We start from the raw sequence: 13343 nt of genomic DNA on the forward strand, positions 1-13343 counted from the left end.
GCGGCCGTCAGATATGCAGGATGAATTCGCGAACCAGCTTGCTGCCGAAATAGGCCAGCATCAGCAGGCAGAAACCGGCCAGGGTCCAGCGGATCGCCTTGTGCCCGCGCCAGCCCAGGCGGGTGCGGCCCCATAGCAGCACGCTGAACACGATCCAGGCGATGCAGGCCAGCGAGGTCTTGTGCACCAGGTGCTGGGCGAACAGGTTCTCAAGGAACAGCCAGCCGGAAATCAGCGACAGCGAGAGCAGGCACCAGCCGGCCCAGAGAAAGCCGAACAGCAGGCTTTCCATGGTTTGCAGTGGCGGGAAGTTGCGGATCAGCCCGGACGGGTGCTTGTTCTTCAGCTGGTGGTCCTGCAGCAGCAACAGCAGCGACTGGAACACCGCGATGGTGAACAGGCCATAGGCCAGGATCGACAGCAGGATGTGCGCGAGGATGCCCGGTTCTTCGTCGATCAGCGGTACTGTGCCGGGCGGGGCGAACTGCGCCAGCAGGGCGGTTACCGCGCCAAGCGGGAACAGCAGCACCAGCAGGTTCTCCACCGGGATACGCAGGCAGGCCAGCAGCGTCAGGGCGATGACCGCCACGGCGATCAGGCTGGCGGCGCTGAAGAAGTCCAGGCTCAGCCCCAGCGGGGTAATCAGCTGGAAGAACAGTGCGCCGCCCTGGGCGACCACGGCGAGGGCGCCGAGCAGGCCAAGCAGGCGTTTGTCGGCCTTTCGGCCCTGGGCCAGGTAGGTGCCCTGGTAGATGGCCGCAGCTATATATAAGGCGGCGGCGATCAGGTTGGGGATGAGGCTGGGTGAGGAAACCATAAGTCCTGGTTGCAGAGCCTTAAAGAGACGGAGTTTGGCATAGATTCCGCTGCTCTAGGAAGACTGCGGGCCCGCGTCGTGGCATTCGCGGGTAAACCCGCTTTCAACAGGTGCGGCGCCGCCCTTGAAACCTGCACAGGTCCTTGTGGGAGCGGGTTTACCCGCGAAGAGGCCGGTGCAGGCACCGAATGTCTCCCAAGGTGTCCGCCGCCGCCGCACTTCGTTATAATCGCCGCCTTGCTGTGCCTGGCGGGTGTGCATTTCCCCCTCGGGTGCCTGACAAACCTCGGCTTTTACTGGGCCTGAAAGGATCACCATGTTCGAAAACCTGACCGACCGCCTGTCACAGACGCTGCGCCATGTCACCGGCAAGGCCAAGCTGACTGAAGACAACATCAAGGACACATTGCGCGAAGTGCGCATGGCTCTGCTCGAGGCCGACGTTGCCCTGCCGGTGGTCAAGGATTTCGTCAACAGCGTCAAGGAACGTGCGGTCGGCACCGAGGTGTCGCGCAGCCTGACCCCGGGCCAGGCGTTCGTGAAGATCGTCCAGGCCGAGCTGGAAAGCCTGATGGGCGCGGCCAACGAAGACCTCGCGCTTAACGCCGCGCCGCCAGCCGTGGTGCTGATGGCAGGCTTGCAGGGTGCGGGCAAGACCACCACCGCTGGCAAGCTGGCGCGCTTCCTCAAGGAGCGCAAGAAGAAGAGCGTGATGGTGGTTTCCGCCGACGTTTACCGCCCGGCGGCGATCAAGCAGCTGGAAACCCTGGCCAACGACATCGGCGTGACCTTCTTCCCGTCCGACATCAGCCAGAAGCCGGTGGCCATCGCTGAAGCGGCGATCCGTGAAGCCAAGCTGAAGTTCATCGACGTGGTCATCGTCGACACCGCCGGCCGCCTGCACATCGATGCCGACATGATGGCCGAGATCAAGGCGCTGCACGCCGCGGTCAAGCCGATCGAGACCCTGTTCGTGGTCGACGCCATGACCGGCCAGGATGCGGCCAACACCGCCAAGGCCTTTGGTGAAGCCCTGCCGCTGACCGGCGTGGTGCTGACCAAGGTCGACGGTGACGCGCGTGGTGGTGCCGCGCTGTCGGTGCGTGCCATCACTGGCAAACCGATCAAGTTCATCGGTATGGGCGAGAAGACCGAAGCCCTCGAGCCGTTCCACCCCGACCGTGTCGCCTCGCGCATCCTCGGCATGGGCGACGTGCTCAGCCTGATCGAGCAGGCCGAGCAGAACATCGACAAGGCCAAGGCCGACAAGCTTGCCAAGAAGCTGAAGAAGGGCAAGGGCTTCGACCTCGAAGACTTCCGCGACCAGCTGCAGCAGATGAAGAACATGGGCGGCCTGGGCGGCCTGATGGACAAGCTGCCGAGCATCGGCGGGGTCAACCTGTCGCAGATGGGCAACGCCCAGGGCGCGGCCGAGAAGCAGTTCAAGCAGATGGAAGCGATCATCAACTCGATGACCCCGGCCGAGCGTCGCGACCCTGACCTGATCAGCGGTTCGCGCAAGCGCCGCATCGCCCTCGGTTCCGGCACCCAGGTGCAGGACATCGGCCGGCTGATCAAGCAGCACAAGCAGATGCAGAAAATGATGAAGAAGTTCTCCGCCAAGGGCGGCATGGCCAAGATGATGCGCGGCCTGGGCGGGATGCTGCCAGGCGGCGGCATGCCGAAGCTGTAACCCCTATTTTGGGCGCCTGCTTACATACGGGCAGGCGCCCGGAACCCCCGCTTCGGCGGGGCAACGGCCGCGGATTCCGTGGCTTAACCGGCAAATCTGGACGGTAGGGCAGGACTCTGCCGAAAAAGGCATTTGCAAATGTCCGTGTATTCCCCGAGAATATGCGGCCTTTTGGGCACCCGTGTGCCTATTTGGCATTCAGATTTGCAGCACCGACTATAGGAACAATGTTCACATGGTAACCATTCGTCTGGCCCGTGGCGGCTCGAAAAAGCGCCCATTCTACCACCTGACCGTGACCAACTCGCGTAACGCCCGTGACGGCCGTTTCGTTGAGCGCGTAGGTTTCTTCAACCCGATCGCTGCTGGCGCCGAAGTCAAGCTGTCGGTCAACCAGGAGCGCGTTTCCTACTGGCTGAGCCAGGGCGCACAGCCGTCTGAGCGTGTTGCTCAGCTGCTGAAGGAAGCTGCCAAGGCTGCAGCCTGAGCAGTATGAACGCGACGCCAGAAAAGGCTGACGACCTCATCGTCGTTGGCAAGATTTTTTCGGTTCACGGCGTTCGCGGCGAGGTGAAGGTGTATTCCTTTACCGATCCGATTGAAAACCTGTTGGATTATCCGCGCTGGACGCTTCGGCATGAAGGCAAGGTAAAGCAGGTCGAGCTGGTCAACGGTCGTGGCTCCCAAAAGGGCCTGGTCGTGAAGCTGAAAGGCCTCGATGATCGCGATGAAGCCCGTCTTCTGAGCGGTTACGAAATCTGCATTCCGCGGAGCCTTTTGCCCAACCTGGCTGCCGACGAGTACTACTGGTACCAGTTGGTGGGTCTGACGGTCATCAACCAGGACGAACAACTGTTCGGCAAGGTCGATCACCTGTTGGAGACCGGTGCGAACGATGTAATGGTGGTCAAACCCTGCGCAGGCAGCCTGGATGATCGCGAGCGTCTGTTGCCCTATACGGCGCAATGCGTGCTCGATATCGACCTGGAAGCAGGCGTTATGCGGGTTGAGTGGGACGCGGACTTCTAAACGATGGGTAACCTTCGCGTAGACGTCATCACGCTGTTCCCCGAGATGTTCTCGGCCATCACGGAGTACGGCATTACCGGCCGCGCGGTGAAACAGGGGTTGCTTCAGGTGACTTGCTGGAACCCGCGGGACTACACCACAGATCGCCACCATACCGTGGATGATCGGCCGTTTGGCGGTGGTCCGGGCATGGTGATGAAAATCAAGCCTCTGGAAGACGCCCTGGTTAGCGCCAGGCAAGCGACCGGAGCAGCGGCGAAGGTGATCTACCTCTCGCCACAAGGCCGCAAGCTGACTCAGCAGGCGGTCAAAGGCCTGGCCGAACAGGAATCGTTGATCCTGATCGCCGGTCGTTATGAAGGCATCGACGAGCGTTTTATCGAGGCTCATGTCGATGAAGAGTGGTCGATTGGCGACTATGTGCTTTCCGGTGGTGAGCTGCCGGCCATGGTTCTGATCGATGCGGTTACGCGGCTGCTGCCCGGAGCTTTAGGGCATGTGGACTCGGCGGAGGAAGACTCCTTCACCGACGGTCTGCTGGATTGCCCGCACTACACCCGGCCTGAGGTGTATGCGGATCAGCGTGTTCCCGACGTGTTGCTAAGTGGCAACCATGCACATATCCGGCGTTGGCGGATGAAGCAGTCCCTTGGTAGGACCTTCGAACGACGCGCCGATCTTCTGGAAAGTCGCTCGCTTTCTGGAGAAGAGAAGAAGCTGCTCGAGGAATATCTCCGCGAGCGGGACGATAGTTAAACGTATCGATGGTGGATCAAGTATCCATCTTAGGAGCACAGCATGACCAACAAGATCATCCAGCAGCTCGAAGCCGAGCAGATGAGCAAGGAAATCCCGACCTTCGCACCAGGCGACACCATCGTCGTCCAGGTTAAAGTGAAGGAAGGTGATCGTTCCCGTCTGCAGGCTTTCGAAGGCGTTGTCATCGCCAAGCGTAACCGCGGTCTGAACAGCGCCTTCACCGTGCGCAAGATCTCCAGCGGCGTAGGCGTTGAGCGTACCTTCCAGACCTACAGCCCGCAGATCGACAGCCTGGCCGTGAAACGTCGTGGTGACGTGCGTAAAGCCAAGCTGTACTACCTGCGCGACCTGTCCGGCAAAGCCGCTCGCATCAAGGAAAAACTGTCCTGAGTACAGTTTGCCCGGTGGCCTAAGGCCCCTTGCGAGAAAAAAGCAGCCTTCGGGCTGCTTTTTTGCTTTCTGAAATCTGTAAAAGTGACGGATATGACCAGCCGAGACCAGGAAATCCAGCGCCGCACCGAGCTGTCGGTGACCCGCGTGACCAAAGCCGTGTTCCCCAACACTACCAATCACCACAACACCCTGTTCGGCGGCACCGCGCTGGCCTGGATGGACGAAGTGTCGTTCATCGCCGCCACACGCTTCTGCCGGTTGCCGCTGGTGACGGTGTCTACCGACCGCATCGATTTCAAGCACCCGATCCCGGCAGGCTCGATCGTCGAACTGGTGGGTTCGGTGATCAAGGTGGGCAATACCAGCTTGCAGGTGCAGGTGGATGTATTCGTCGAAAACATGTACCTGGATGGCCGCGAGCGGGCGATCCACGGGGTGTTCAGTTTTGTCGCCATCGACGAGGACAAACGCCCGGTGCCCGTTTTGCCCGCGGCCTGAGCGCTGCTGTGCTGGTCTCTTCGCAGCTAAAGCCGCTCCTACAGATTTTGCGCGATCCTGTAGGAGCGGCTTTAGCCGCGAATAGGCCAGTACAGACAACAAAGATGCTGCTGTGAAACACTAGGCCCACTTCCAGCACCCAGCAGCCCCGAATGCCCGCCCTAGACCATCCTCTGATCGACCAGTTCCTCGACGCCCTGTGGCTCGAAAAAGGCCTGTCCGACAATACCCGCGTCTCCTACCGCAGCGACCTGGCCTTGTTCAACGGCTGGCTCCAGGAACGTTCGGTGGCCTTGCCCGATGCCGGCCGCGAATTGATCCTCGACCACCTGGCCTGGCGCCTCGACCAGGGTTACAAACCGCGCTCCACCGCACGCTTTCTCTCAGGCCTGCGCGGCTTCTTCCGCTACCTGCTGCGGGAAAAACTGGTCGCCGTCGACCCCACCCTGCAGGTCGACATGCCGCAGCTTGGTCGCCCCTTGCCCAAGTCACTGTCGGAAGCCGACGTCGAAGCCCTGCTGCAGGCCCCGGACCTGGGCGAAGCCATCGGCCAGCGCGACCGCGCCATGCTCGAAGTCCTTTACGCCTGCGGCCTGCGCGTCACCGAACTGGTCAGCCTGACCCTCGACCAGGTCAACCTGCGCCAGGGCGTGCTGCGGGTGATGGGCAAGGGCAGCAAGGAACGCCTGGTGCCGATGGGCGAGGAGGCAGTGGTATGGCTGGAGCGCTACCTGCGTGACGGCCGCGCCGAACTGCTCAACGGCCGCCCCAGCGATGTGCTGTTCCCCAGCCAGCGCGGCGAGCAGATGACCCGCCAGACCTTCTGGCACCGCATCAAGCACCAGGCGCGGGTGGCCTGTATCGACAAGCCGCTGTCACCGCATACCCTGCGTCACGCCTTCGCCACGCACCTGCTCAACCACGGCGCCGACCTGCGCGTGGTGCAGATGCTGCTGGGCCACAGCGACCTGTCGACCACGCAGATCTACACCCATGTGGCCAAGGCGCGCCTGCAGCAGCTGCACGCCCAGCACCATCCGCGTGGATGAATGTTTTTCATGTTCCGCCGACCGGTCCTTGCAGGCCCCTTCACCAGCAGCGTGATGTGGTAGGCTTGGGCGGTTTGCATCAAGGGCCGCACGGTTGCCGCGTTTTTTCCGCAGGTGACGCCCTCCGGCCCCTGTCCGCCTCCAGGAGTTCCCCATGCGCGTGACCCAGATTTTCGCCGCCGCCGTGTTGGCGCTGGCCAGTACCTTTGCCGTAGCCGCGGCTGACAGCAATGCCAGCGCCGAGCAGGCCATCCGCAAGTCGTTGCAGAACCTCGAACTCGAAGTACCGGTTGAAAGCGTTGGCAGCAGCCCGCTCAACGGCCTCTATGAAGTCAAGCTGCAGGGCGGCCGCGTGCTGTATGCCAGCGCTGATGGCCAGTACGTCATGCAGGGCTATCTGTATCAGCTGCAGGATGGCAAGCCGGTCAACCTGACCGAGAAGACCGAGCGTCAGGGCGTAGCCAAGCTCATCAACGGCATTCCGGCCGCCGAGACCGTGGTTTATCCTGCCAAGGGCGAGACCAAGTCGCATATCACCGTGTTCACCGACACCACCTGCCCGTACTGCCACAAGCTGCACGCCGAAGTGCCCGAGCTCAACCGCCGCGGTATCGAAGTGCGCTATGTCGCCTTCCCGCGTCAGGGGCTTGGCTCGCCGGGTGACCAGCAACTGCAGGCGGTCTGGTGCTCCAGCGACCGCCGCGCGGCGATGGACAAGATGGTCGAAGGCAAGGAAATCAAGGCCGCCAAGTGCGCCAACCCGGTCAGCAAGCAGTTCCAGTTGGGCCAGCAGATCGGCGTCAACGGCACGCCGGCCATCGTGCTTGAAAACGGCCAGGTGATTCCGGGCTACCAGCCCGCACCACAAGTGGCCAAGCTGGCCCTCGCTGGCGAGCAGCAGGCCGCCAAGTAATTCATTCAATACGCCGTCGTCATGGGGTGACGGCATGTTTCACGGTCGGTGAAGGCGCCGGCCGTTCAATGGGGAGTTCACAGTGAAACCGGTCAAAGTAGGCATCTGTGGGTTGGGGACCGTCGGTGGCGGAACCTTCAATGTACTTCAGCGCAACGCCGAGGAGATTGCCCGCCGTGCCGGGCGCGGTATTGAAGTGGCACAGATTGCCATGCGCTCGCAGAACCCCAACTGCCAGATTACCGGTACCCCCATTACCGCTGATGTGTTTGAAGTTGCGAGCAACCCGGAAATCGACATTGTCATCGAGCTGATCGGTGGCTACACCGTCGCCCGTGATCTGGTGCTCAAGGCGATCGAAAACGGCAAGCACGTGGTCACCGCCAACAAGGCGCTGATCGCCGTGCACGGTAACGAGATTTTCGCCAAGGCCCGCGAGAAGGGCGTCATCGTTGCCTTCGAAGCGGCAGTGGCAGGCGGCATCCCGGTGATCAAGGCCATCCGCGAAGGCCTGTCGGCCAACCGCATCAACTGGCTGGCCGGCATCATCAACGGCACTGGCAACTTCATCCTCACCGAAATGCGCGAGAAAGGCCGCGCCTTCCCCGACGTGCTGGCCGAAGCCCAGGCACTGGGCTATGCCGAAGCAGACCCGACCTTCGACGTCGAAGGTATCGATGCCGCGCACAAGCTGACCATCCTGGCGTCCATTGCCTTTGGTATCCCGCTGCAGTTCGACAAAGCCTACACCGAGGGCATCACCCAGCTGACCACCGCTGACGTGAACTACGCCGAAGCGCTGGGCTACCGCATCAAGCACCTGGGCGTGGCGCGTCGCACCGCCGAAGGCATCGAGCTGCGCGTGCACCCGACGCTGATCCCGGCCGACCGCCTGATCGCCAACGTCAACGGCGTGATGAACGCAGTCATGGTCAACGGCGACGCCGCCGGTTCCACCCTGTACTACGGTGCCGGCGCCGGCATGGAGCCTACCGCTTCGTCGGTGGTGGGTGACCTGGTCGACGTGGTCCGTGCCATGACCTCCGACCCGGAAAACCGCGTGCCGCACCTGGCCTTCCAGCCAGACTCGCTGTCGGCCCACCCGATCCTGCCGATCGAGGCCTGCGAAAGCGCCTACTACCTGCGCATCCAGGCCAAGGATCACCCAGGCGTGCTGGCCCAGGTGGCGAGCATCCTGTCGGAGCGCGGTATCAACATCGAGTCGATCATGCAGAAGGAAGCCGAGGAACAGGACGGCCTGGTGCCGATGATCCTGCTGACCCACGGCGTGGTCGAGCAGCGCATCAACGACGCCATCGTCGCCCTGGAAGCACTGCAGGACGTGGTCGGCAAGGTCGTGCGCATCCGCGTCGAACAGCTGAATTAATTTGCCAATCGGGCCGCTCGCGCGGCCCTAGCATCGAAGGTTTGCACCCATGCGCTATATCAGTACCCGCGGTCAGGCTCCGGCCCTGAATTTCGAAGACGTGCTGCTGGCTGGCCTGGCCAGCGACGGCGGCCTGTACGTCCCTGAAAACCTGCCACGCTTCACCCAGGAAGAGATCGCTTCCTGGGCCGGCCTGCCATATCACGAACTGGCTTTCCGGGTAATGCGCCCGTTCGTCGAAGGCAGCATCGCCGATGCCGATTTCAAGAAGATCCTCGAAGAAACCTACGGCGAGTTCGCCCACGCGGCGGTCGCCCCGCTGCGCCAGCTGAACAGCAACGAGTGGGTGCTGGAGCTGTTCCACGGCCCGACCCTGGCGTTCAAGGACTTCGCCCTGCAACTGCTCGGCCGCCTGCTCGACCACGTGCTGGCCAAGCGCAACGAGCGTGTGGTGATCATCGGCGCCACCAGCGGTGACACCGGCTCCGCCGCCATCGAAGGCTGCCGCAGCTGCGAGAACGTCGACATCTTCATCCTGCACCCGCACCAGCGTGTGTCGGAAGTGCAGCGCCGGCAGATGACCACCCTGTTCGGCGACAACGTCCACAACATCGCCATCGAAGGCAACTTCGACGACTGCCAGGAAATGGTCAAGGCCAGCTTCGCCGACCAGTCGTTCCTCAAGGGCACTCGCCTGGTTGCGGTCAACTCGATCAACTGGGCGCGGATCATGGCCCAGATCGTCTACTACTTCCATGCGGCCCTGCAGCTGGGCGGCCCGGCCCGTTCGGTGGCGTTCTCGGTACCGACTGGCAACTTCGGCGATATTTTCGCCGGTTACCTGGCGCGCAACATGGGCCTGCCGGTCAGCCAGCTGATCGTTGCCACCAACCGCAACGACATCCTGCACCGCTTCATGAGCGGCAACCAGTACGTGAAGGAAACCCTGCACGCGACCCTGTCGCCATCGATGGACATCATGGTGTCGTCCAACTTCGAACGCCTGCTGTTCGACCTGCACGGCCGCAATGGCGCCGCACTGGCCGAGCTGATGGCGACCTTCAAGCAGGGTGGCGGCTTCAGCGTCGAACAGGACCGCTGGACCGAGGCGCGTAAGCTGTTCGACTCGCTGGCAGTCAGCGACGAGCAAACCTGCGAGACCATCGCCGAGGTGTTTGCCGCCACCGGTGAAGTGCTCGACCCGCACACCGCAATCGGTGTGAAGGCCGCCCGCGAATGCCGCCGCAGCCTGGACACGCCGATGGTGGTGCTGGGCACCGCGCACCCGGTCAAGTTCCCGGAAGCGGTGGAGAAGGCCGGTGTCGGCAAGGCACTGGAGCTGCCGGCGCACCTGAGCGACCTGTTCAGCCGTGAAGAGCGTTGCACTGTGCTGGCCAATGACCTGAAGGCTGTCCAAGCCTTTGTCAGCCAGCATGGTAATCGCGGCAAGCCTTTGTAGTCTCATTAACATCGGGGGCCGCTTTGCGGCCCATTCGCGGGGCAAGCCCGCTCCCACAGGCCAGGCGTGCGCTGTACTTGTGGGAGCCGCGCTTGCCGGCGAAGGGCCGCAAAGCGGCCCCGGCAATTTCATGCAACGACCTTGAAACCGTGGGGCCGCTTCGCCGGCAAGCGCGGTTCCCACAGGGATTGCACAGTCCTTGAGGAACGTGGGCTCTCTGTGGGAGCGGGCTCGTCCCGCGAATGGGCTGCGGAGCAGCCCCAGGTTCAGAAACTTCCTATACCTTTCACGGAATTGTCCTATGTAAGGCTGTGGAAGCCTTGCCTAGAGTGACCGGTCCTTCCCCCAAGGAGCGGCACATGCGACAGCCCTACGTGTTGATCCACCCGGCACGCCCATCTCACCAGATCCCCCTGCATCAGGCCTGTAACGCCCAAGGCCTGTTCAACGTGCGCGTCACCCTCGACCTGGCTGACCTCGACACCTGCCTGGCCCGTCAACCGCGCGCGGACCTGCTGATCCTTGAGCATGCCGTGAGCGATGGCCTGGCCGTGCTCGAACGGGCCTGTAACACCCGTGCCGTGCTGTTCGTCGGCCATGCCAGTGCAGGCAGCCCGAACCTCGCCACCGAAGCCCGGCGCCGAGGCTTGTGGGTCCTGGCTGACCTGCCTTGGCCCCTGCCGGTCGGGCGTTGGCACCGAGCCCTCAAGCGTATTCAAACTGTCACGTCACCCACGCATGCTCACTAGCACAGCCGTGGCGTAACGAACTTTCTGCCGCGCTTGCTGGTCAGTTCCTTCATGTCCCATTACAAGCGAGTGATCCGGATGGAAAGAATCTGCAGACTGCTCAACGACGCCCTCACCCCCTACCAAGCCAAGCTGGGGGCAACGGATGCCAGCGGCAATCGCCAACTGACCGTGTACGACAGCCTCGGTGGCACAGCCTTGCGACGTACGGTCAGCCTGCGCCAGTTGCAGGAGCAAAGCCTGCTGATCGACCTGGTAGACGGCTTGCACCGTGACCTGCAGATTGTCGAAGGGCGCTTGCAGCCCTGTGTGATCGCGGCATTGCAACAGCGCCAGCAGCCGCAGGGAACCTTTGCCTGACTGGCGTATCAGAAATACCAAGGGCAGCCGGCCAGTGCATAGCTCCGGTACTGGCAGGTTGCCGCTGGAAGTCCATGAGGACTTTCGATTGGCCCCGGGCGTCTTCCCCAGCGTCCGGGGTTTCTTTTTTGCCCCCGCTTCCACTGGCTGAAACTCAGCGGTTTTCGAAGAAGTACCTGCTTTCTTCCAGGTAGCTTGCGCGCAGCTCGGGGTCCAGCCAGTGTGCATACAGGGCAGGCAGCGTGTTCTGGCGCAGGGCTGGCAGCAACTGGTTGATGTGGCTGATGGCGGCGCGCCCCAGTGGCGTGTCCGAGCAGCCTACGTGCAGGAACTGGTAGCGGTTCACGCCCTGAATCGGGTGAAACTGGTAGTCCGCCGGCGAGCCGCCCTGTTGCTGAATCAGATAGCGCACCTCCGGCCAGTAGCCGAGCACCAGTTGCAGGCGCCCAAGCTGTTGCATCTGCAGCAGGTTGGCGGTGGCATCGTTGCCGTAATGGCGGCTGAACGCCGAGTCTGGCAGCTGGCGCAGGATCTCGTCGACCTGGCTGCTGTAGCTGCGTTCGGCGACGATGCCCAGCTTGAGCTGGGTATTGCCGAGCAAACCCTTGAGGTCGATCTCCTGGCCGTCGAGGAATGGTGCCAGCAGCGCCTGCCCGTTCTTGCGCACCACCACACCGCTGCTCAGCACGCCGAGCGTCGGCTCTGAGAAGTACACGAATTTCGCACGCTCCGCCGTCCACAGCAGTGTCGGGTCGCAGGTGAAGCTGGCCGGGTCCTGGAGCATCTGGATCCCGCGCGCACGGTTGACCCGGATGATGCTGTGGTCGTATTCGGGCATCTGCTCGATCAGCAGCGGCAGCATCTGGTCGATGACCCCGTGGCCTTTCTCCGTGCCTTCATACACGGTGAATGGCGGCAGGTCGCGCACCAGCCACAGCAGGCGTTCCTTGGCTTGCGCCGGCGCCACCAGCAGGGCAAGCAGCAGCGCGCAGCACAGGGCCAGTGAACGCATCTGCAGCAGCCTCAGACCGTGCCCGCCTGGCGCAGGCTGGCGATCGCCGCCTGGTCATAGCCCAGCGAAGCCAGCACGCTGTCGGTATGTTCACCCAGTGTCGGGCCAACCCATTCGGCAGAGCCCGGGGTTTGCGAGAGCTTGGGCACGATGCCCGGCATCTTGAACGGCTTGCCGTCCGGCAGGCGCGCTTGCAGGAACATCTCACGGGCCAGGTACTGCGGGTCGCTGAACATGTCCTCGGCCGAGTAGATCCGGCTGGCCGGCACTTCGGCGTCGTTGAGCACCTGCATCAGTTGGTCCAGCGGCAGGCTGTTGGCCCAGCGGTCGATCACTCCGTACAGCTCGTCGCGCCGGGCATCGCGGCCGTCATTGCTGGCCAGGTCCGGGTCGTTGGCCAGGTCGGTGCGGCCGATGGCCTGCATGAAACGCTTGAAGATGGCGTCACCGTTGGCGCCGATCTGCACATGCTTGCCGTCGGCGCTGGTGTGGATGGAGGAGGGCGTGATGCCCGGCATGATGTTGCCGGTACGCTCGCGGATGAAACCGAACACGTCGAACTCCGGGACCATGCTCTCCATCATGGCGAAGATCGCTTCGTACAGCGCCACGTCCACCACCTGGCCCTGGCCGCCATTGACCTCGCGATGACGCAGTGCCATCAGCGCGCCAATCACACCCCACAGCGCAGCGATCGAATCACCGATGGAAATCCCGGTGCGTACTGGCGGGCGGTCGTCGAAGCCGGTGATGTAGCGCAGGCCGCCCATCGATTCACCGACCGCACCGAAGCCCGGTTGGTCCTTCATCGGCCCGGTCTGGCCAAAGCCGGACAGGCGCACCATCACCAGGCGCGGGTTGAGGGCGTGCAGCACGTCCCAGCCCAGGCCGAGCTTTTCCAGCACGCCGGGGCGGAAGTTCTCGATCAGGATGTCGGCCTCGCCGAGCAGGCGCTTGAGCACTTCACGGCCTTCGGGGTGCTTGAGGTTGAGCGTCAGCGACTGCTTGTTGCGCGCCTGCACGAACCACCACAGCGATGTGCCCTCGTACAGCTTGCGCCATTTGCGCAGCGGGTCGCCGCCGTCCGGCGACTCGACCTTGATCACTTCAGCGCCGAATTCGGCGCAGATTCGCGAGGCGAACGGCCCGGCGATCAAGGTGCCGAGCTCGATGACTTTCAGGCCGGCGAGGGGTTTGCTGGGCGTAGACATGAGGCATCCGTGGC

15 protein-coding genes are annotated in these 13343 nt (G+C 62.9%); 12 read left to right on the forward strand and 3 right to left on the reverse strand.

Going from position 1 to position 13343, the window contains the following annotated elements; translation table 11 throughout:
• Positions 1-7 precede the first annotated feature (7 nt).
• The gene (locus tag ACIPZ5_RS08400) at positions 8-817 is read right to left on the reverse strand and encodes an inner membrane protein YpjD (RefSeq protein WP_261942881.1); all 810 of its coding nucleotides are present in this window, start codon (positions 815-817) and stop codon (positions 8-10) included.
• Between the two features lie 316 nt (positions 818-1133).
• On the opposite strand from ACIPZ5_RS08400, the gene ffh reads away from it, so the two are divergent.
• The 12 genes from ffh to ACIPZ5_RS08460 all read left to right on the forward strand — a co-directional run bounded on the left by ffh (position 1134) and on the right by ACIPZ5_RS08460 (position 11106).
• The gene (gene ffh / locus ACIPZ5_RS08405) at positions 1134-2510 is read left to right on the forward strand and encodes a signal recognition particle protein (RefSeq protein WP_261942882.1); all 1377 of its coding nucleotides are present in this window, start codon (positions 1134-1136) and stop codon (positions 2508-2510) included.
• A 235-nt stretch (positions 2511-2745) separates the two neighbouring features.
• Positions 2746-2997: a 30S ribosomal protein S16 gene (gene rpsP / locus ACIPZ5_RS08410; RefSeq protein WP_261942883.1), complete on the forward strand. Its 252-nt coding sequence runs from the start codon at positions 2746-2748 to the stop codon at positions 2995-2997.
• Positions 2998-3002: 5 nt separating this feature from the next.
• Positions 3003-3539 (forward strand): ribosome maturation factor RimM, encoded by a 537-nt coding sequence (rimM, locus tag ACIPZ5_RS08415; protein ID WP_343598490.1) that lies wholly within the window; start codon positions 3003-3005, stop codon positions 3537-3539.
• Positions 3540-3542: 3 nt separating this feature from the next.
• Positions 3543-4295 (forward strand): tRNA (guanosine(37)-N1)-methyltransferase TrmD, encoded by a 753-nt coding sequence (trmD, locus tag ACIPZ5_RS08420; protein ID WP_400807759.1) that lies wholly within the window; start codon positions 3543-3545, stop codon positions 4293-4295.
• Positions 4296-4337: 42 nt separating this feature from the next.
• Positions 4338-4688 (forward strand): 50S ribosomal protein L19, encoded by a 351-nt coding sequence (gene rplS, locus ACIPZ5_RS08425; RefSeq protein WP_023629812.1) that lies wholly within the window; start codon positions 4338-4340, stop codon positions 4686-4688.
• Between the two features lie 93 nt (positions 4689-4781).
• Positions 4782-5189 (forward strand): acyl-CoA thioesterase, encoded by a 408-nt coding sequence (locus ACIPZ5_RS08430; RefSeq protein ID WP_261942885.1) that lies wholly within the window; start codon positions 4782-4784, stop codon positions 5187-5189.
• Positions 5190-5341: 152 nt separating this feature from the next.
• Complete coding sequence (xerD, locus tag ACIPZ5_RS08435) at positions 5342-6238, forward strand: site-specific tyrosine recombinase XerD (RefSeq protein ID WP_085673381.1); 897 nt, start codon at positions 5342-5344, stop codon at positions 6236-6238.
• A 154-nt stretch (positions 6239-6392) separates the two neighbouring features.
• A complete protein-coding gene (locus ACIPZ5_RS08440; protein ID WP_261942887.1) occupies positions 6393-7151 on the forward strand; it encodes a thioredoxin fold domain-containing protein in 759 nt (252 codons plus the stop codon).
• 82 nt (positions 7152-7233) lie between these two features.
• A complete protein-coding gene (locus tag ACIPZ5_RS08445; protein ID WP_085673377.1) occupies positions 7234-8538 on the forward strand; it encodes a homoserine dehydrogenase in 1305 nt (434 codons plus the stop codon).
• Between the two features lie 49 nt (positions 8539-8587).
• Positions 8588-9997, forward strand: a complete 1410-nt coding sequence (thrC, locus tag ACIPZ5_RS08450; protein ID WP_027920098.1) for a threonine synthase — start codon at positions 8588-8590, stop codon at positions 9995-9997.
• 359 nt (positions 9998-10356) lie between these two features.
• Positions 10357-10746 (forward strand): histidine kinase, encoded by a 390-nt coding sequence (locus ACIPZ5_RS08455; RefSeq protein WP_400807761.1) that lies wholly within the window; start codon positions 10357-10359, stop codon positions 10744-10746.
• A 78-nt stretch (positions 10747-10824) separates the two neighbouring features.
• Complete coding sequence (locus tag ACIPZ5_RS08460) at positions 10825-11106, forward strand: DUF3509 domain-containing protein (protein WP_261944272.1); 282 nt, start codon at positions 10825-10827, stop codon at positions 11104-11106.
• 154 nt (positions 11107-11260) lie between these two features.
• Here ACIPZ5_RS08460 and ACIPZ5_RS08465 read toward each other — a convergent pair whose 3' ends face one another.
• Positions 11261-12118 (reverse strand): TIGR02285 family protein, encoded by an 858-nt coding sequence (locus tag ACIPZ5_RS08465; protein WP_400807762.1) that lies wholly within the window; start codon positions 12116-12118, stop codon positions 11261-11263.
• An 11-nt stretch (positions 12119-12129) separates the two neighbouring features.
• Positions 12130-13329 (reverse strand): CaiB/BaiF CoA-transferase family protein, encoded by a 1200-nt coding sequence (locus tag ACIPZ5_RS08470; RefSeq protein ID WP_343598493.1) that lies wholly within the window; start codon positions 13327-13329, stop codon positions 12130-12132.
• Positions 13330-13343 lie beyond the last annotated feature (14 nt).

It is taken from the genome of Pseudomonas sp. NPDC089428, assembly GCF_044749325.1.
In the GTDB taxonomy this organism is placed as follows: Bacteria; Pseudomonadota; Gammaproteobacteria; order Pseudomonadales; family Pseudomonadaceae; genus Aquipseudomonas.